18 protein-coding genes and 1 pseudogene are annotated in these 19,386 nt (G+C 35.1%); 10 read left to right on the top strand and 9 right to left on the bottom strand.

Annotation, left to right across the window (positions count from 1 at the left end):
* From BMY56_RS11990 to BMY56_RS11975, 4 genes and pseudogenes are all read right to left on the bottom strand, one after another.
* Positions 1-310, bottom strand: a pseudogene (locus BMY56_RS11990) (IS3 family transposase); the annotation flags it as partial.
* Positions 311-901: 591 nt separating this feature from the next.
* The gene (locus BMY56_RS11985) at positions 902-1,819 is read right to left on the bottom strand and encodes a hydroxypyruvate isomerase family protein (protein WP_091624435.1); all 918 of its coding nucleotides are present in this window, start codon (positions 1,817-1,819) and stop codon (positions 902-904) included.
* Between the two features lie 74 nt (positions 1,820-1,893).
* A complete protein-coding gene (locus BMY56_RS11980) occupies positions 1,894-2,541 on the bottom strand; it encodes a gluconate 2-dehydrogenase subunit 3 family protein (RefSeq protein ID WP_091624433.1) in 648 nt (215 codons plus the stop codon).
* Positions 2,541-4,253 (bottom strand): GMC oxidoreductase, encoded by a 1,713-nt coding sequence (locus tag BMY56_RS11975; protein WP_091624430.1) that lies wholly within the window; start codon positions 4,251-4,253, stop codon positions 2,541-2,543. Before BMY56_RS11975 ends, BMY56_RS11980 begins: the two co-directional genes overlap by 1 nt.
* Positions 4,254-4,425: 172 nt before the next feature.
* Between BMY56_RS11975 and BMY56_RS11970 the strand changes: the two genes are divergently transcribed.
* The 4 genes from BMY56_RS11970 to BMY56_RS11955 all read left to right on the top strand — a co-directional run bounded on the left by BMY56_RS11970 (position 4,426) and on the right by BMY56_RS11955 (position 8,408).
* On the top strand, positions 4,426-5,418 hold the full coding sequence (locus BMY56_RS11970) for a sugar phosphate isomerase/epimerase family protein (protein WP_091624428.1): 993 nt from the start codon (positions 4,426-4,428) through the stop codon (positions 5,416-5,418).
* A 2-nt stretch (positions 5,419-5,420) separates the two neighbouring features.
* Positions 5,421-5,879 carry a DinB family protein gene (locus BMY56_RS11965; protein WP_245737207.1) on the top strand — a complete coding sequence of 153 codons (459 nt, stop codon included), beginning with the start codon at positions 5,421-5,423 and terminating at the stop codon, positions 5,877-5,879.
* Positions 5,880-7,109 (top strand): nucleoside permease, encoded by a 1,230-nt coding sequence (locus tag BMY56_RS11960; protein WP_091624422.1) that lies wholly within the window; start codon positions 5,880-5,882, stop codon positions 7,107-7,109.
* Positions 7,110-7,268: 159 nt separating this feature from the next.
* A complete protein-coding gene (locus BMY56_RS11955; protein ID WP_091624419.1) occupies positions 7,269-8,408 on the top strand; it encodes a Gfo/Idh/MocA family protein in 1,140 nt (379 codons plus the stop codon).
* A gap of 71 nt (positions 8,409-8,479) precedes the next feature.
* Here the strand turns inward: BMY56_RS11955 and BMY56_RS11950 are convergent, their stop codons facing one another.
* Positions 8,480-8,938, bottom strand: a complete 459-nt coding sequence (locus tag BMY56_RS11950; protein WP_091624417.1) for an ASCH domain-containing protein — start codon at positions 8,936-8,938, stop codon at positions 8,480-8,482.
* 65 nt (positions 8,939-9,003) lie between these two features.
* Positions 9,004-10,707 (bottom strand): GMC oxidoreductase, encoded by a 1,704-nt coding sequence (locus BMY56_RS11945; RefSeq protein ID WP_091624414.1) that lies wholly within the window; start codon positions 10,705-10,707, stop codon positions 9,004-9,006.
* 158 nt (positions 10,708-10,865) lie between these two features.
* Here BMY56_RS11945 and BMY56_RS11940 point away from each other — a divergent pair, with 158 nt between their 5' ends.
* The 6 genes from BMY56_RS11940 to nadD all read left to right on the top strand — a co-directional run bounded on the left by BMY56_RS11940 (position 10,866) and on the right by nadD (position 15,671).
* Positions 10,866-11,918 carry a sugar phosphate isomerase/epimerase family protein gene (locus BMY56_RS11940; RefSeq protein WP_091624411.1) on the top strand — a complete coding sequence of 351 codons (1,053 nt, stop codon included), beginning with the start codon at positions 10,866-10,868 and terminating at the stop codon, positions 11,916-11,918.
* An 11-nt stretch (positions 11,919-11,929) separates the two neighbouring features.
* On the top strand, positions 11,930-12,667 hold the full coding sequence (locus BMY56_RS11935) for a 3-keto-disaccharide hydrolase (RefSeq protein ID WP_091624408.1): 738 nt from the start codon (positions 11,930-11,932) through the stop codon (positions 12,665-12,667).
* A gap of 14 nt (positions 12,668-12,681) precedes the next feature.
* A complete protein-coding gene (locus BMY56_RS11930) occupies positions 12,682-13,503 on the top strand; it encodes a 3-keto-disaccharide hydrolase (protein ID WP_091624406.1) in 822 nt (273 codons plus the stop codon).
* Positions 13,504-13,640: 137 nt separating this feature from the next.
* The gene (locus tag BMY56_RS11925) at positions 13,641-14,498 is read left to right on the top strand and encodes a YicC/YloC family endoribonuclease (protein ID WP_091624403.1); all 858 of its coding nucleotides are present in this window, start codon (positions 13,641-13,643) and stop codon (positions 14,496-14,498) included.
* The gene (gene gmk / locus BMY56_RS11920; RefSeq protein ID WP_091624400.1) at positions 14,499-15,080 is read left to right on the top strand and encodes a guanylate kinase; all 582 of its coding nucleotides are present in this window, start codon (positions 14,499-14,501) and stop codon (positions 15,078-15,080) included.
* A gap of 6 nt (positions 15,081-15,086) precedes the next feature.
* Positions 15,087-15,671: a nicotinate (nicotinamide) nucleotide adenylyltransferase gene (nadD, locus tag BMY56_RS11915; protein ID WP_091624398.1), complete on the top strand. Its 585-nt coding sequence runs from the start codon at positions 15,087-15,089 to the stop codon at positions 15,669-15,671.
* Here nadD and BMY56_RS11910 read toward each other — a convergent pair.
* The 3 genes from BMY56_RS11910 to BMY56_RS11900 all read right to left on the bottom strand — a co-directional run bounded on the left by BMY56_RS11910 (position 15,668) and on the right by BMY56_RS11900 (position 19,332).
* Positions 15,668-16,387, bottom strand: a complete 720-nt coding sequence (locus tag BMY56_RS11910) for a DUF6503 family protein (protein WP_091624395.1) — start codon at positions 16,385-16,387, stop codon at positions 15,668-15,670. The genes nadD and BMY56_RS11910 overlap by 4 nt on opposite strands.
* A 37-nt stretch (positions 16,388-16,424) precedes the next feature.
* Positions 16,425-18,692, bottom strand: a complete 2,268-nt coding sequence (locus BMY56_RS11905; RefSeq protein WP_091624392.1) for an inorganic phosphate transporter — start codon at positions 18,690-18,692, stop codon at positions 16,425-16,427.
* 241 nt (positions 18,693-18,933) lie between these two features.
* Positions 18,934-19,332, bottom strand: coding sequence for a carboxypeptidase-like regulatory domain-containing protein (locus BMY56_RS11900; protein ID WP_091624390.1), 399 nt, complete (start codon positions 19,330-19,332; stop codon positions 18,934-18,936).
* Positions 19,333-19,386: the final 54 nt, after the last annotated feature.

Below are 19,386 nucleotides of genomic sequence, written 5' to 3'. Positions count from 1 at the left end.
TGTCGATCATGGTGTTGAGAATTTTGTTCCTCAATTTTTCATCGGAAAGCTCTCTCTCCAGGCGTTTGATTTTTTGGGCAGGTGTTTCTTTTGATTTTGGCATTTGATGGCGTAAAGGTTTACTCCAATCTAATGTACCATGTTTTCTCAGCCAAACCAAAACGGTACTTCTGCCTTGAATACCATAAGACTTTTGCGCTTGTTTATAAGTCATCTCGCCTTTTTCAACCTGATGGACTACACTTAATTTAAAGCCCAAATTATAATCGCGTTGAGTACGCTTGTTTACCGTAATAATCGAATGTTTCATAAATAAGTCGATTTTGTGTCAACTTATTTCAGAACGGCAAATACATAATAAAAAAGACCCCTTAATTAAGGGGTCTTTTTTATTGCGGCAAAAGCCGAGGTTAAGTCAGGGGATTCTTATTTATCATTTTTGATATAGGGCTTCAACACAGTTGTAAATAATAATGCAGCTGCGTAGATTATCAAAATGGTGACATACTTTTCCATAGCTTAAGTATATTGATATAAGGTATATACGAATATATTTTCCTTTTGGATTACGGAAATTTTATAATGTCATTAAATAAACTGTTAAATATTAACCTAAGGGCAATTTTAAAATTCGTCCATTTAAAGATTAGTTTTAATCGATAAAATTCAAAAGAATCGGTTTTTGTCTTCTTATATATATAATATGATAATTTGGAGGCCAGAAATAAACCGGCGTAGACGAATAATATGTGTAGGTATTGGGACATATACAAAAGAACGAATAAGTAGGTTTATTCTTACATTTACATAATGCATTTCATCGAAAAAAAAATAATATTTCGATGAAATGCATTTTTTTCCTTGCCTAATTGCTTTGTGGGGTGGTTTTAAAGATAAAGAGTTATAAAAAGTTATCTTCATGCTTGTAAGCATCTATAACTGCTTGCTCGCCTTCTTTACCATCTTTAGAGTTACCATGTTCCATTCCAAGGACACCATCGAAACCTTTTTCATGAATCCATTTAAAAACGTTTCGGTAATTTATTTCACCTGTAGTAGGTTCGTTTCTCCCAGGGTTATCTCCAATTTGTATATAGGCTATTTCATCCCAGGTAAGGCTCATATTATGTATTAGATGCCCTTCGTTCTTTTGCATATGATAGATATCGTACAATATCTTACACGATGGGCTATCTACACCTTTACAAATTAAATAAGTTTGCTCAGAGGTCTGTAAATGAAGATCAGGGGAATCTGACAATGGTTCTAACACCATGGTCAATCCGTGTGGTTCAAGAATCTCTGCACCTCGGCGCAATGCTTCTATCACATTGGCATTTTGAATACCTATAGGTAAATTTCTTTCATAACCACCTGGCACAACCGTCATCCATTTGGCATTTACTCGTTTTGCGGTATCAACAGCTCTTCTGCATCCATCCAAAAAAATATCAAGATGTTCTTGTTTTCCAGCTGCCAAAGTGTTCTCCATGTTACCGCCTTTATCTACGACAAAAACACCCATGGTCATACCTCGTTTTACTAAGGCTTCACCCATCTTTTCCTGAAGGGCTATATCGCGCTTCATCATGTTATTATCCTCAAAAGCAGTAAAACCTTGATCTGCCATAAAATTAAGCTGATCAATAGGGTCATCACCAGCAAGATGTTTGAACATGCCTAAATGTGGTGCGTATTTCAAATTAAATAGATGAGCATTTACGGTATTAGTAAATGTGTTAGCATAAGATAGGGCACCGGTTAATGACAACGCTCCAGAACTTAAGGCTGTTTTTTGAATAAAACTTCTTCTTTTCATTGGTATAGGATTTAAAAAAAGCCAAGAGCCTTACATACGAGGACTCTTGGCTTTTTTAATAAAAAATTATTTGGTTATAAGGACCATGCCTTACCGCCAGTAAGCTCTTGCATATCACCACATGGTATGTACTCGCCTGGTACAGGTAAATAAGCTAGAACTTCTTCACCTACATATTCAGAGGCTTTGTAACCCCAAATAGTCATACCTCGCAAATTATTTGCGAAAGCGAATCTAGTCGTTTCATCATCTAATGTTGAAGTTTTACCTTCTGCGATAGCTTCAGTATAACTATTAATAGATTCGAACATTTCAGTTTGCCGGTCTTTAGAATACTTTAGTGAGCTTGCTAAAACGGGCTCTAAATCTTCCGAAGTTAGGTCCTCAGCATTTTCTTTGCCTGAATCTGTTAATGCTTTATCCATAAAATTGCTCATAGACATTTTGAAAAAGTCTTGCTGTTCTTTTTCCATGACATCTTGTGCAAATTTGTCGATAAAAATATCTACTTGCACTTCAGAAGCAGAAAGAGTATCTGTTTTTGGTAGAATAATATCTACCAATTTAGTAAGTACATTTCCCTCGTTCTGGGTTAAGAATACGGGTGTCCAAGTAACTGTCGGCTCGCTCTTACAACTTTGTATTATACCTAATAGTGTTGGGGTGGCCACCATATATCCAAGTGACAGCCCCATATTTTTCAATACGCGTCTTCTATCCATTATATATTTCCTTTTTTAAGTTCCTTAACTGCGTGATCAGCAGCTCTGGCTGTGAAAGCCATGTATGTTAGTGATGGGTTTACACAATTTGCGGAGGTCATGAAAGAACCATCTGTTACGTAAACATTTGGTACATCATGTAATTGGTTGTTACCATTCAATACAGAAGTTTTTCTATCTCTTCCCATGCGTGCGGTTCCCATTTCATGAATTCCCAAACCAAGGGCACCTGGATTATCATATGGAGTTACATCTTTTAAACCTGCTTTTGTCAACATATCTACTGCAGATTGTTTCATGTCTTCTCGCATTTTCCATTCGTTCTCTTTAAATTCTGCATCAAAAGTAACAGTTGGTAAGCCCCAATCATCTAGTTTATCATAATCTAAAGTAAACCTGTTTTCTTCATAAGGAAGTACTTCTCCAAAACCGGTCATACCAAATTGCCAACCTCCAGGTTTTAATACTGCATCTTTTAAATCTTTACCATAGGCTAACTCTGCTACAGTATCTTCCCAATTACCTCTTGAAGCGCCACCTTGGTAGCCAAAACCTCTTTTGTATTCAGACCGTTCAGATTTTCCTCCCAAATTTCTAAATCTAGGAATATAGATGCCACTTGGTTTACGACCTTTATAATACTTATCCTCAAAACCATCAAATTTGCCACTTGCACCAACACCTAAATGGTGGTCCATAATGTTACGTCCTAATTGGTCTGATTCGTTACCCATTCCATTTGGGAATGTATCAGATTTTGATTGCATTAAAATTGAAGTAGAAGCGATTGCCGATGCACAAAGGAATATTACCTTGGCCTTAAATTCAAAAGTTTCTTTGGTATTTGCATCAATAACTTTTACACCGGTTGCTTTTTTAGTATCGGGATCATACATTATTTCATGTACAATAGAATCTGGTCTTAGTGTCATATTCCCTGTCGCCTCCGCTGCTGGTAGTGTAGAAGAAAGACTGCTAAAATATGCACCGAAAGGACACCCTCTTATACATCTATTTCTATATTGACACTTACTTCTTCCGTCAAATTGCTTTGTACCAGTTAAGTGAGCTGTACGGCCAGCCGTTACAACGCGACCATCGAAATTTTCTGCTACTTTTTCCCTGAAATGTTGCTCTACACAATTAAGTTCCATCATAGGTAAAAACTCACTATCCGGTAACTGTGGTAAGTTCAAGGCCTCTCCACTAACTCCTATGTAGGTTTCTACCTTAGAATACCAAGGTGCTATATCTTTATATCTTACAGGCCAGTCAATTGAAATACCTTCTTTTTTATTCGCATTAAAATCAATATCACTCCAACGGTAGCTTTGGCGACCCCATTGTAAAGAACGACCTCCCAAATGATAACCACGCATCCAATCGAACCGTTTGGTTTCATTATATGGATGTTTCAAGTCATTCACAAACCACATATTACTTGCTTGGTTTGTTGTATAACCTGTTCTATTTTGTTTAGGCTGTTGTTCTATTATTTCTTTGGTAGGTTCTCCAGCATTTGGAAAATCCCATGGATCCTTATTTGCTGTTACGTAATCATCTATGTGCTTTACCATTCGACCACGTTCTAAAACCAGAGTTTTAAGGCCTGCTTCACATAATTCTTTAGCAGCCCAACCACCACTAATTCCTGTTCCTACAACAATGGCGTCATAGGACTCTTGTTCTTCGTTATAATAAAATTTGCTCATAAAAGTTGTTTATTCTCTAAATTTATTAAATATAAAATTAATTCTATACATTTAATGTCCATTCTTCTTGCGAAATTCGCTAAAATTAGAATCGAGTTAGCTTAATGTATCAATTATTAATTTTAACGTTAACAGTTAAGGTTATATTTCAAACAACAACAAACTACCAAACATGAAAAGAAAAAATTTTATTCGAATTGCCTCAGCTGTAGGTATTGGAATCTCATTACTAGGAACTTACGCTTGTAAGGAAACGAAAAAAGAAAATGATGAAAATTCTGAAATCGTTAAAATGGACAGTAACTCAGAGCCATTTTTTGAATTATCATTGGCACAATGGTCCATGCATAAAATGATTAGAGAAGATGGTGTGGATCCATACTCTTTTGCCGAAAAAGCAAAAAATTGGGGATTTACTGGGTTGGAATATGTAAGTCAGCTATATAATCCTGAATTGGAAAAGGCAAATTACTCTGAAGAGGCAATGGCAAATTTTGTTGCTAAATCTAATGCAGAGGCAAAGAAGTATGGAATGAAGAATGTTTTGATCATGATAGATGGTCAAGGAAACTTAGCTGTTAATGACGAAGCCGAGAGAAATGAAACGGTCGAGAAACATAAAAAATGGGTAGATGCTGCTGCGGCTATGGGGTGCCATGCCATTAGAGTTAATCTATCGGGTAGTAATGTTCCAGAAGAGTGGATTAAGAATTCTGTAGACGGATTAACAAAATTAGCCACCTATGCTAAAACCAAAAATATAAATATATTGGTAGAGAATCATGGCGGCTTATCATCTAACGGTGAACTTCATGCAGAAGTAATGAAAATCGTGAATATGGATAACTGCGGAAGTCTGCCTGATTTTGGTAATTTTTGTATAGAACGTAAGCCTGATAGTTGGGACTGTTTAAAGGAGTATGATAAGTATAAAGGAGTAAAGGAACTTATGCCATACGCAAAAGCTGTAAGTGCTAAATCGAATAATTTTGATGAGAATGGGAATGATACAGGTATAGATTATGTTAAAATGCTTAAAATAGTAAAAGAAGCAGGTTATACCGGTTTTATAGGTGTAGAGTATGAAGGTACAGAAATAAGTGAAGAAGCTGGAATAATTGCTACCAGAGATCTTTTATTAAAAGCTGCAAAAGAAATAGAATAATCTTGACTGAATCGAATATGAAGGCCTTTTTTAATGAAATTTTTGATTACAATTTTCAGTGTAACAAAAAACTTATCGATGAATGTTTAAGACTATCTGAAGTATCACCAAGAACAAAAAGTTTATTTAGTCATATACTAAATGCACATCATATTTGGAATGCTCGGATATTACAAAAGGCAACTGAGTATGATGTTTGGCAAGAACATGACATTAAAGATTGGGCTGATATACATTATGAGAATCAACGCAGCTCTTTTGAAATTTTAACCAATGCTGATAGATTTGATAAACGTATAGATTATGAAAATTCTGAAGGTAGACTTTTTACCAATACTTTAAAAGATATGCTGTTTCATATTGTAAATCATTCTACGAATCATAGAGGCCAAATAGCTGTAGAATTTAAAAGCAATGGTGTAACTCCTGTAAGCTTAGATTATATTCATTACAAAAGATAGATGAAAAAAAAAGTCAGAGTACAGCTTTGCTTTATGATGTTTTTAGAGTTTTTTATTTGGGGTGCATGGTTTGTTACCCTTGGTACTTTTCTTGGAAATAATTTAAAAGCTACGGATGGTGAAATCGCATTGGCATTTTCAACACAATCTTGGGGAGCAATAATTGCTCCCTTTGTTATTGGAATTATTGCTGATAGGTATTTCAATGCCGAACGTATTTTAGGAATTCTACACCTTCTAGGAGCAGTTCTTATGTACTTTATGTATCAAAGCACAGAATTTAATGGGTTTTATCTTTTAGTCTTGGGGTATATGATTTTATACATGCCCACACTGGCTTTAGTAAATTCAGTGTCTTTCAACCAAATGAAGAACCCGGCCAAAGAGTTTTCAATGGTACGGGTGTTTGGAACGTTAGGATGGATTATTGCCGGACTATCAATTAGCTTTGTTTTTAACTGGGATCAAGGGAAAAATATTGGGGACGGCCTCTTGAGAAATACTTTTTTAATGACTTCGATTACTTCTTTGATTTTAGGGTTGTTCAGTTTTACTTTACCGAAAACTCCACCTAGGGCTAAAAGTGAAAATAAGCTTAACCTGAAAGAAATCTTAGGGTTGGATTCGCTTAGTTTATTCAAGGATAAAAACTTTTTGATTTTCTTTATTTCTTCGGTTTTAATTTGCATTCCATTGGCCTTTTATTATCAAAATGCGAATCCGTTTTTGGTAGAAGTAGGGATGGGCAATCCGACAGGGAAAATGACATTAGGACAAGTTTCTGAAATAGCATTCATGTTGTTACTCCCTTATTTCTTTACAAAATTCGGATTTAAAAAAACGATTTTAGTTGCTATGGCGGCTTGGGTCGTTCGTTATTTGTTATTCGCATTTGGCGATGCAAATGGCATAGGGGTAACCTTGTTATTAGGTATAGCTCTTCATGGGATCTGTTATGATTTTTTCTTTGTTTCAGGTCAAATTTATACTGATAGTAAGGCAGGAGAAAAATTTAAGAGTTCAGCGCAGGGTTTAATAACTTTAGCAACCTATGGAGTAGGAATGCTGATTGGTTTTTGGGTAGCGGGTATGATATCAACAGCCTACCTTTTAGAAGATGGAAAGCACGTTTGGGAAACTATTTGGTTATATCCGGCTGGTTTTGCATTAATGGTTTTTGTTTTATTTGCGATTTTCTTTAAAACAGAAAAAATAGACTATCAGTCTTAGATTAATTCTTTAAATTAAACCCCTGAAAATTGTATTGTAAAGAGTGACTTTTATTCTCTGTGGAATATGAAAGGTCTTTCACGAATTGCTAATTTTAATTATGGGATAAATCCACACGGATTTTAAAGGAAAATATATTCAACTTAAATAGATATAAAAATGCCAAAGAAAATACGCTTAGGAATATTAGGAGGGGGAGGCGATTCCCTAATAGGAGTACTACATAGAGTAGCTTCACATATTAATGATAATTATCAAATTACAGGTGCTGTATTCAATCCGGATTTTGAAGCAAATATGGCTTTTGCGAAGGAAATAGATGTTCCTTTGAATAGAATTTATAAAGATTTTGATACTTTAATAGAAGAAGAATTAAAGTTGCCAGAAGATGAACGTATTCAAGTATGTTCGATACTTACACCAAACTTCTTGCACTATCCAATGGCCAAGAAATTATTGGAAAATGGATTTCATGTAATTTGTGAAAAACCAATGACAACTTCTTTGGACGAAGCGAAGGACTTACAGAAATCTCATGAGAAAGCTGGTACTGTATTTGCTTTGACCCATACCTATACAGGTTATCCAATGGTACGCCAGATGCGTGAAATGATTAAAGCTGGTGCTTTAGGGAAAATTCATAAAGTAGATGCAGTGTATTACCAAGGGTGGATCAATACGATTATTCATGATAAAGAGAAGAGGTCTTCTGTTTGGAGATTAGATCCAAAAAAAGCTGGTATAAGCTCATGTATGGGTGACATAGGTGTTCATGCTTTTAACCTTGTAGAATATACGACCGGTCTAAAGGTGAATGAATTACTTTGTGACTTCAATTATCTTTATGAGGATAATAAAATGGATGTTGATGGTACCGTACTTATACGTATGAGTGACCATGTTAAAGGTGTTATTAGAGGAAGTCAAGTTGCCACTGGCGAAGAAAATGCTTTGGCCATTTCTATTTATGGTGAGAAGGGTGCTTTTCGATGGGAACAAGAGCGTCCAAACTTTTTATATAAGTTGAGTGATTCGGAACCTACGCAAGTATATAAGCCAGGTCATGCTTACAACTCTGAATTGTCGTTAGATGGAACAAAATTACCTGCTGGTCACCCAGAAGGAATTTTTGATTCTATGGCAAATATTTACAAAGGAGCTGCAAGGGCTATAAGAGGTGAAAAATATAATGACGGTGAATTCCCTACAATGAAAGATGGTGTTCGAGGTATGAATTTTATTGAGGCTACAGTAGATTCTCATAAAAATGGAAATACTTGGGTTGCATTAGAAAAATAATAAACCTAATATCAATATAAAAAAGAGCCGCGATTAGCGGCTCTTTTTATTTGGTAAAATATTGATATCGATTAATATACTTTTTCAAATTCTTGACAAACGATAATCATACTATCTCTAGGCTCTCTTCCGAATTTTTGTAACTCTCTTGTAAAATAATCCCAATGTGTTTTTTTCCAGTAGTCAAGTGATTTATCACCTTCGCCTTCTATTTGTGCGTAAGCGCTATCAATACTAAAGTAAGGCTTGAGCTTTACTGCCGTTGTTCGAACAATACATTGGGCTTCACCACTCCAATTGGTAACTACGATAAAGTCTCCTATTTTAGGCAGTTTTTCATTGCGGTTTTGCAATCCTAATAAAGAATGTGATGTTGCTTTTTTAACACCTTGTTTTGTTAGATCTGCCAAAGTATTGGCATCTATTTCATTATCACCAAAAAAAGTAGTTGATGGTGCATGTTCAAATGCATGTTCTAAATGTGCACTTAAATAATTACCCCACATATTTCTGGCCGAAGCATTTTCCATAAGCTAATATTTACTTTACTGTAACGACATTAGTTGTAGTTATAGTTTAAATGGTAATTAAATAATTAAGAAAATTTTCCAGATTTTAACGACTCAGCGGCATGTTCTGCAGCTCTAGCGGTAAACGCCATATAGGTTAGTGATGGGTTTACGCAGCTTGAGGAAGCCATAAATGCACCGTCAGTTACGTAAACATTTGGCACAAGGTGAAGTTGATTGTTCTTATTTAATATCGAGGTTTTCGAACCATGACCCATTCTTGCACCACCCATTTCATGTATACCTAATCCTGGTCCAGTTTTTTCATCATAGACGCTTACATCTTTAAACCCGGCAGCATTGAACATGTCTGCGATTTGTACTTTAATATCTTCGCGCATATTATATTCATTTTCTTTGAATTCAACATCGAATGCTAATTGTGGCAAACCCCATTTATCTTTTTCGGTCGGGCTAAGTGTTACTCTATTATCATCATAAGGTAAGAATTCCCCAAAACCGGTTACTCCAATAGTCCAATGACCTGGTTTTAGTATTTGCTCTTTTAGATCTTTACCGTAATTCATTTCTGCTATAGTCTCAGACCAATCACCTCTACTTGCTCTACCTTGATAACCAAAACCTCTTAAGTAATCTTTCTTTTTAGTTTTTTCATCAAGATTTACAAACCTGGGGATATAAAATCCGGTCGGTTGTCGACCTTTATAATATTTGTCTAAATACCCATCTACTTTGGCCGATGCTCCAAGCTTATAATGATGGTCCATAATTCCTCTTCCTAAAGCATCAGAATCATTGCCTAAGCCATTAGGGAATCGTTCAGATTTTGATTGGAGTAAAATACCTACCGAGGCCATGGCAGATGCACAAAGAAAAATTACTTTAGCTTTAAATTCAATTTTTTCATTGGTCTCGGCATCTATAACCCGAACACCAGTTGCTTTCTTGGTAGTATCATCATAAATTATTTCATGAACTATTGAGTTGGGTCTCAAGGTCATATTACCGGTTCGTTCAGCAGCTGGTAAGGTTGAAGAATTACTGCTAAAATATCCTCCAAAAGGGCAGCCTCTCCAACAACGGTCTCTATTCTGACAAGTGCCTCTACCTTCAAACGTAGCATCTGGGTCGGTAATGTGTGCTGTGCGTCCAATTGTAATCAAACGCCCATCATCAAATTTCTCTGATGTGCTTTTTTTAAAATCTTCTTCAACACAATTTAATTTCATGGCAGGTTGAAATTTTCCATCGGGCAAAACTTTCAATCCTAAGTTTTCACCACTTACACCAATATACTCCTCTACCTTATCATACCATGGCGAAATATCTTTGTATCTAACTGGCCAGTCAACTCCGATTCCTTCTTTCTTATTGGCTTCAAAATCAATGTCACTCCACCTGTAACTCTGACGGCCCCAGGTAAGGGATCTTCCGCCCACTTGATATCCTCTTATCCAATCGAAACGTTTAGTTTCTACATAGGGGTGTTCTAGGTCATTTACAAAAAAATGTTTTACATCTTCCTTTGGCGCCCAATTAACGCGACTCTGTACATGGTATTTTTTCTTATCCTCTTTAGAAAGTTCTCCCTTCAAAGGATAATCCCAAGGGTCATCATTCATGGTTGGGTAGTCCTCAATATGTTTTACCATACGACCACGTTCTAAAACAAGTGTTTTTAAACCCTTTTCAGTTAATTCCTTAGCTGCCCATCCGCCGCTTATGCCAGTTCCGACCACAATTGCGTCGAATATTTCATTTTGATTCATGCTTGAATTTTTATCTTTTTCTATTGGTATTCCCTATATTTATAGCAAATCTTCATGGAATTGTAACTAACGGGTTATAATTTTTAAATATAAGATAATTTGACATATTTAAAGTGTTGATAAGAGGAACTAATTCAAACAACAGATAGTATATTTTTATGAAAACAATCAAAGGACCAGCCGTATTTTTAGCACAATTTGTAGATAGTAAAGCACCGTTTAATACCTTGGAAGGTATGTGTAAATGGGCTTCTGATCTTGGGTATAAAGGAATTCAAATTCCTACTTGGGAAAGTTTCTTAATCGATTTGGATAAAGCGGCCGAAAGTCAGGATTATTGTGACGAGTTAAAAGCTAAGGTGAATTCTTACGGTTTGGAAATAACAGAACTCTCTACTCACTTACAAGGTCAATTAGTAGCCGTACACCCAGCATATGATTTAATGTTTGATTCTTTTGCGCCAAAAGAAGTACACGGTAAACCAAAAGAAAGAACAAAGTGGGCTATCGAAACTGTAAAAAAAGCGGCAACGGCGAGTAGACGATTAGGGTTAAATGTACACGCTACATTTTCTGGATCACTATTATGGCATACAATGCATCCTTGGCCACAAAGACCTGCGGGTTTGGTTGAAATGGGTTTTGAAGAATTGGCAAAAAGATGGACTCCTATTTTAAATCATTTTGATAAAGAAGGTGTTGATGTATGTTATGAAATTCACCCTGGTGAAGATTTACATGATGGCGATACGTTTGAGCGTTTCTTAGAGGCTACCGGTAATCATAAAAGAGTAAATATTCTTTATGACCCTAGTCATTTTGTTTTACAGCAGTTAGATTACATCACATACATAGACCACTATCATGAGTTTATAAAGTCTTTTCATGTTAAGGATTCAGAGTTTAATCCAACAGGTAAGAAAGGCGCTTTTGGGGGTTATAATGATTGGGGTAACAGAGCAGGTAGATATCGTTCTTTAGGTGATGGTCAAATAGATTTCAAAACAATATTTTCTAAACTTACCCAATACGGTTGCGATGTTTGGGCTGTAATGGAATGGGAATGTTGTATTAAGAGTCCTGAACAAGGTGCTCGTGAAGGAGCAAAGTTTATACAAGACCATATAATTGAGGCTACCGAAAAGACATTCGATGATTTTGCTGGTGCTGAAATTGATAAAGAGATGTTAAAAAAAATGTTAGGACTTTAAATAGAAATGATATGAAAAAAGTAATTGTAAGTATTGTGTTTTTAATATTTTTCATCTCCTGTAAACAGGAAAAGAAAGAAACATCTGAAACAGTAGTTGAGGAAATGGAAATGCCTGAAAGTGAATGGGAAATTTTATTTGATGGCACATCATTAGATAAGTGGAAAGAATTTCAGAATGATGCCGTTGGTGATGTTTGGAAGATTGATGGAGATGCCTTAATCTACACTCCACCATCAGAAGGTGAAGAGAACAAAAATCATGACCTTGTTACTAGGGATGCGTATACGGATTTTATTCTTTCTTTGGAATGGAAAATATCTGAAGCTGGCAACAGTGGTGTTTTTTGGGGGGTGAATGAGGATGCTAAATATAGTACCGGCTATCAAACGGGTCCAGAAGTTCAGATATTAGATAATGATAAACATCCTGATGCAAAAGCTGGCACTACGCATCAAGCAGGTGCATTATACGATATGGTATCTCCAGCAGAAGATGTTACTAAACCCATAGGTGAATGGAATACCATGGTAATTACCGTAAACCATAAAGATAATATCGGTAGAGTTGTTTTGAATGATACTGAAATGGTCACTTTTCCTGTACAAGGTGAAGAATGGGATGCTATGGTGGCGGACTCTAAATTTGCAGGCTGGGAAGGTTTTGGAAAGTTTACAACTGGTAAAATCGGATTACAAGACCACGGAAACGTAGTGGCATTTAGAAATATAAAAATCAAACGACTTTAATAGCATAACCACTTATGAAAAATAAATATTCATTATTACTATTAGTAACAACTTTTGGCATAATTTCTTGCCAAGAAAAAATAGAGCCGATACAGAATGAGAAAACTATTGTAGAAGATAGCGTTATCGTTTATGAAGAGTATATGGGAGACGAACCTACTACACCTGAAGAAACAGAATTTTATGAGCCAAAGGTGGTGGTAGTAAAACCTGGCTCTATGGGTGCTCCACCAAGTGATGCTATTGTACTTTTTAATGGAACAAATTTGGACAACTGGATTAGTTCTAATGATAGTACAGCTGCTAAATGGCATTTGAACAAAGATGGAAGTATGACCGTTAATGATAAAACTGGAAATATACAGACAAAGCAAAATTTTGGGGATGTACAGTTACATATTGAATGGAAATCACCTTTACCTGTTCAATTGGAGGGTCAACATAGGGCTAATAGCGGTGTTTTTCTAAACGGAATTTATGAAGTACAGGTTCTAGATCAAAACGATAATCCTACTTATGTAAACGGACAAGTAGGGTCAATTTACAAACAACATGTGCCATTAGCAATGGCATCTGTTCCTACGGGTGAATGGAATACCTATGATATTATTTACCATGCGCCAGAATTCAATGCTGATGGTGGTAAAATAAAATCAGGTGATATTACGGTAATCCATAATGGAGTTTTGGTACAAGATCATGTTGAATTAAAAGGAACTACCCCTTATATAGGGTGGCCAAAGAATCCAGCACATGGTAAAGGCCCATTATTATTACAAGATCATGGTGATGATAGCCGTGTAAGTTTTAGAAATATTTGGGTAAGAGAACTATAATCTAGTTCATAAAATAGAGTAAAAAGGAGTCAACAAGAGATTATTTTTTGTTTGCTCCTTTCTTAATTAGGGATAGAGATATGATTAAAATTACATTTAACAATTATCTTACCTTTGTCTAAATCTAAAATGTATTCATGATTCAATCGATGACCGGCTTCGGCAAGTGTGTAGTTCAATTACCTAACAAAAAAATTACTGTAGAATTAAAATCACTGAACAGTAAGAGCATCGATTTAAATGCGCGTATGCCCTCTAGCTATCGTGAAAAGGAACTTGAACTTAGAAAGATTATCGCGAACTCGCTACAACGGGGTAAGGTAGATTTTAGCTTATATGTTGAGCTAACCGGAGATGAAACTACTTCTCAAGTAAATGAGGTTGCTGTGAAACAATACATGGCACAGTTAAAAAAAATTGCTACAGGTGATGATCTTAGACTGTTAGAAATGGCGTTGCGTTTTCCAGATGCTATGAAAACTGCAAAAGAAGATATTGATGAAGAGGAATATGAAGCAATAACATTAGCACTACAAGGTGCATTGGTTGAGATAAATGAATTTAGATCTGAAGAAGGTAGCGTATTGGAGCAAGATTTTTTAGATAGGATAGCTTCATTGAATAAATTGTTGGAAGAGGTAATCAAGATTGACCCTGATCGTCAAAGTACAATTCGTGAACGATTAGAAAAGGCAGTGCAAGATTTAAAGACCGATGTAGATGCCAATAGATTTGAACAAGAGCTTATTTATTATTTAGAAAAATATGATATTACCGAAGAGAAAGTAAGATTAGCGAACCATTTGGATTATTTTGGAAAAACCCTTAAATCTGATGATAGTAATGGTAAAAAGTTGGGTTTTATCTCGCAGGAAATAGGTCGTGAAATCAATACAATCGGTTCAAAGGCGAATTATGCGCCAATGCAGCAGATAGTGGTGCAAATGAAAGATGAGCTTGAAAAAATTAAAGAACAAATGTTAAATGTACTATAGATGAAAGGTGGGAAACTTATAATTTTTTCTGCACCCTCTGGAAGTGGGAAAACAACAATCGTTCGTCATTTATTGGCTCAACCAGAACTGAATTTGGCTTTTTCTGTATCTGCGACTTCAAGACCAAGAAGAGTTAAAGAAAAAAATAAAGAGCATTACTATTTTATGTCTGTTTCTGAATTTAAAAATCATATTAAAAATGATGATTTTTTGGAATGGGAAGAAGTGTACCGAGATAATTTTTATGGCACTTTAAAAAGTGAAGTAGAGCGTTTATGGGCGGAAGGCAAAAATGTTATTTTTGATATTGATGTTGTGGGTGGACTTCGAATTAAAAAGAAATTTCCAGAAAAAACTTTGGCTGTTTTTGTAAAACCGCCTAGTGTAGATGAATTAAAAATTAGACTTAAGAAGCGAAGTACTGAAAGTGAAGATAAAATAAACATGCGTATCGCAAAGGCTTCTGTTGAATTGGCTACAGCTCCTCAATTTGACAAAATCATAAAAAATTATGATTTAGATGTTGCTTTAAAAGAAGCAGTAGATTTAGTGGCCTCTTTCATTGATGACGATAAGGAATAAGTGTAGATGAAAAAGGTGGGACTTTATTTCGGAACCTTTAACCCTATTCACATTGGTCATTTGGTCATTGCGAACCACATGGTGGAGTTTTCGGACTTAGATGAGGTTTGGTTCGTTGTAACTCCTCAAAGTCCATTTAAGACTAAAAAAGCACTTTTAGATAATCATCATAGATATGAAATGGTCTATGAGGCTACAAAAGAATATCCAAAATTAAGACCTTGTAAAATCGAGTTCGACCTTCCTCAGCCAAATTATACAGTGAACACCTTAGTTCATTTAGATGAGAAATATCCTTCCGGTTATAGCTTTTCTTTGATTATGGGCGAGGATAATTTAAAAAGTCTGCATAAATGGAAAAATTATGAAACCATTTTAGAGAACTATAATATATACGTTTATCCAAGAATTTCAGAAGGGGCTGTAGAATCACAATTCACGCAGCACAGGAGTATTCACCACGTTAATGCACCTATAATGGAAATATCTTCCACCTTCATAAGAAAAGAACATAAAAAAGGAAAAAATATAAAGCCAATGCTACCGCCTGAAGTTTGGACTTATATGGATGAAATGAATTTTTATCGCTAGTCTAGAATCTTTCCTTCTACCAGTTTATCAGTCGCTAAATAAATACCTTCTTTATTGTAATACCAAGCACGAACCTTCGGAATTTTAATGCCGTTAACGGTAATTATTTCTGATAACAGTATATACTCACCATCATTTTTACTTTCATCATGAAAGAATTGGTACACTTCCATTGCATAGGTCTTTGGGTCGAAATAGAAATACCAAGTATCACTACCAACTTCTTTTTCGTAACCTGCTTTTAGTACTAGATATTCTTTTCCTTTAAAAGTCTTTTTTTGAACCTTGGGGTCTATTATAGTACCTGGGTCCTTTAACTTCATAGGAAGGCCATACAGGTAGGTGTAATAATTCTTCATCATATTCGCCCTGTCACATGAAATTTTTAGACTATCCTTAACCTTAGCTGAAAAAGTAGTGCTACCATCTAATTTTAAAGTGCACTCTTCTTTATCTAGTTCTGATTCTACAGTGTGATTATTTTTTTTGACAGTAGATTTAAAGTAGTTAGAAGGTAAGTCTATTTGTATAGTAGTGCTTCTCGTACCGTTATTAGGACTCTCCATTTCAATCAGCATCTCGCCGTTAAATGACTTCCAATTATCATTAGGGTCATGAAAAGCTATAGCGCGATTCAATAATTCTTCACCTGTTAAGTCTTGTGCTTGATTAATAAAACTTAATAAAAGAAAAACGGTCAGCATATAATACTTCATAAGTAATGTTTTAGAAAGTTGACATATCTGTTCTAGTCTAGTCTAGCCTTGCTGGCTCGATTTTTTCATCATATTCTTTGTAGTACTGTTCTAAAAGATTCATTGTGGCAGTCATTAAGTCTTTTGTTTCCAATAATATACTAAAATAGAGTGTCGTATTTTTAGGACTTGATTCTTCTGTTCGTGTTCTTTCTACTTGTAATTTAATTTTTTGAGACACCAAATCGTACAATTCTTGTTTGTTATTTAGAATAGTGCCTATTTTTTCAAACGATCGTTCTTCAAAAGCATTTGAAGTGTTTTCTAAAATTTCAGCTAATTTATAATCGATTTGCTTTAACTCCTTAATCTGATTGTATTTTAATTTCTTATGATTATTGTTCACATGTTTGTGGCTAACCTTGCCAATATATTCAAGCGACTGAGAAATATCGGTGAGGTGGCCCATTGCATTTATATAGAAATTACTAGCGCCAATATGTGCTTCTTCTAGATTTTTGATAAAATAGAAAGTATGATTTCTTAGGTCTTCGATTTCTGTAGCAAGTTTAGAACCTTGCTTTTTATTTTTCTTAAGTAAGTTTAAATCTTGCTTGGCTAGACCGTTAATAGTATTAGAATAGATTTTACTAGTTCTTTTAACCACATTGGCTATGTTCTTGGCGCTTTCTTCAATTACACCCTGTACAGAACTGCTCTCTGCACGTTCAAGTTTTTCTTCTTCCTTAGATTCTTTTAATTTTCTGGTATGCGAAATATAATTTTTTCCAATAAGGATAAAGGCAAATACCAATAGTGCGGCAATAGCATAAATACCCCCTAAGTGAATTATATAAGCTATTAGTGATGCAGCTACAAAAGCAACTATTGCGGTAAAGAACCAACCACCAATAACGTTCAGAACTCCTGCAACACGATAAACGGCACTTTCTGACCCCCATGCTCTATCTGCTAAAGAACTACCCATAGCTACCATAAAAGTGACATATGTGGTTGAAAGAGGTAATTTTAATGAAGTTGCTAAAGAAATTAAAACACTAGCAACCATTAAATTAACCGATGCTCTAATTAGGTCGAAAGCTGGTAGGTCTTTTACTTTTGCTTTTTGCGCATAAGAAGTAGGTTTTTCAAATTGACCATTAATTCTTTTTTGAAGCCCTGCAGGAATCAATCCATTTAAATTATCAGAAGCTTTAATAGAGAACTTTACAATCTGTCTAGATAGGAAATTGGGCTCAAAACGCTCGTCACCTTCATCTTGTCTTGATAGATCCACACTAGTTTTTACAACATTCTTTGCCTTTGAAGAGAACCATAACGTTACGACCATTACGACACCGGAAGCCAATAATAAATATGTTGGTGTCTGTACCGATACTGATAAGCCTTGCATGTTAAATTCTGAGGCTAATTGTCCAGAATTCGACCAGCTAACGAAAGATTCATATGCCGCTAACGGCACTCCTATAAAGTTTACAAGGTCATTTCCTGCAAAGGCCATTGCTAGTGCAAACGTGCCAAGAATTATTATAATAACGTAAATATTCCAACTTAAAAAGCGGGTTACGACCCATGATAGAGCAAACCAAAGTAAAAAATTGCCAAGAATGAATATTTCTGGATTATCCCCTATAAACATTGAGGTTTCTGGACTAAGTATAGATGTTCCTTTTAAGCCTTTTATAAGAATGAAATAAATAATAGCTGTAATCGCCATGCCGCCAAATATAGCTCCTACCCACTTTGGTTTATTCTCAAACTTAAAGGATAGTAATACCCTTGTAAAGAATTGCACGAATGCCCCAATGGTAAAAGCAATAACTACAGATAGAAGTATACCAACAATAATTTCGGTAGCCTTATCGGTATTTATGTAATTTGTTAGGTGGGTGAAATTACCGTCACCTGCATAAATTTTAACTAATGATATGGCAACTGCCGCACCTAACAATTCAAACACTATAGAAACTGTTGTAGAAGTAGGCATACCAAGGGTATTGAAAAAATCTAGCAATATAATATCTGTAATCATTACTGCCATGAAAATGATCATGATTTCAGCAAATACAAACTCAGACGGATTAAATATTCCCTTTCTGGCAACCTCCATCATACCACTTGAAGAAACAGCCCCAAATGCTATTCCTATACTTGCAACTATCATAATAGTTTTGAATGATATGGCTTTAGAGCCTATAGCTGAATTTAAGAAGTTAACAGCATCATTACTGACTCCTACTATTAAATCAGTTACAGCTAAAACAGCCAAAGCTATAATCATGAAGAAATAAATATTTTCGCCCATCAAAAATTTAAATAAGAAACAAAAATGATGTTATAAATTATCATTAAGGTTAAAATAAGGTTATGAAGTTATATTCGTACATTTTACCGCAATAGTCATTAATTTCTTGTGTCCTTTTAAAGAGGTGATGAAAATACTAATTTCTTTTTTGAAATTATGGTTTAGTTCAAATAGAAAAACTTTGAATTAAAGGCTTTTTAAGAAATTTACTGTTGACATGCTGAAGTTATTGTAACTAAATTTATCTGCTTTTGTTGGCAGACAATTCTAATTTGCTCATCGATACATCGCTTATTGAACTTACTTTTGAAAAAGATGGCAGTGCAAGCGTTTTTGCGTAAAGGGTTTCAAGAATTTCTATCTCTTCACCAGCTTTAATGTCTACAATAAATTGGACGGATTCGTAACCTAGAAATTGAATTTTAATTTCGTGTGAGCCAGGTACGACATCTGTGAATTCAAAATTACCACGAAAGTTAGTGTGTGTAATAATAGGTGTGTCGTTTATAGAAATCGAAGCCATGATTAATGGCTCATTAAATAATTCGCCATCTAAAATTTTACCTCTAATAGAACTAGTTTCCTGTGCAAAGGAAAAAGAACAAATGCTTACTATGAATAGAAAAAATATTTTTTTCATCAACTGGGTTATTTTCTTTTGCAAAGAAAATGCGCTAAGGTTAAGTTAAGGTTA

This window comes from Maribacter orientalis (assembly GCF_900109345.1).
In the GTDB taxonomy this organism is placed as follows: Bacteria; Bacteroidota; Bacteroidia; order Flavobacteriales; family Flavobacteriaceae; genus Maribacter; species Maribacter orientalis.
Note: the sequence above shows the minus strand (reverse complement) of the source record. Positions and strands in the feature narration are given on the sequence as shown.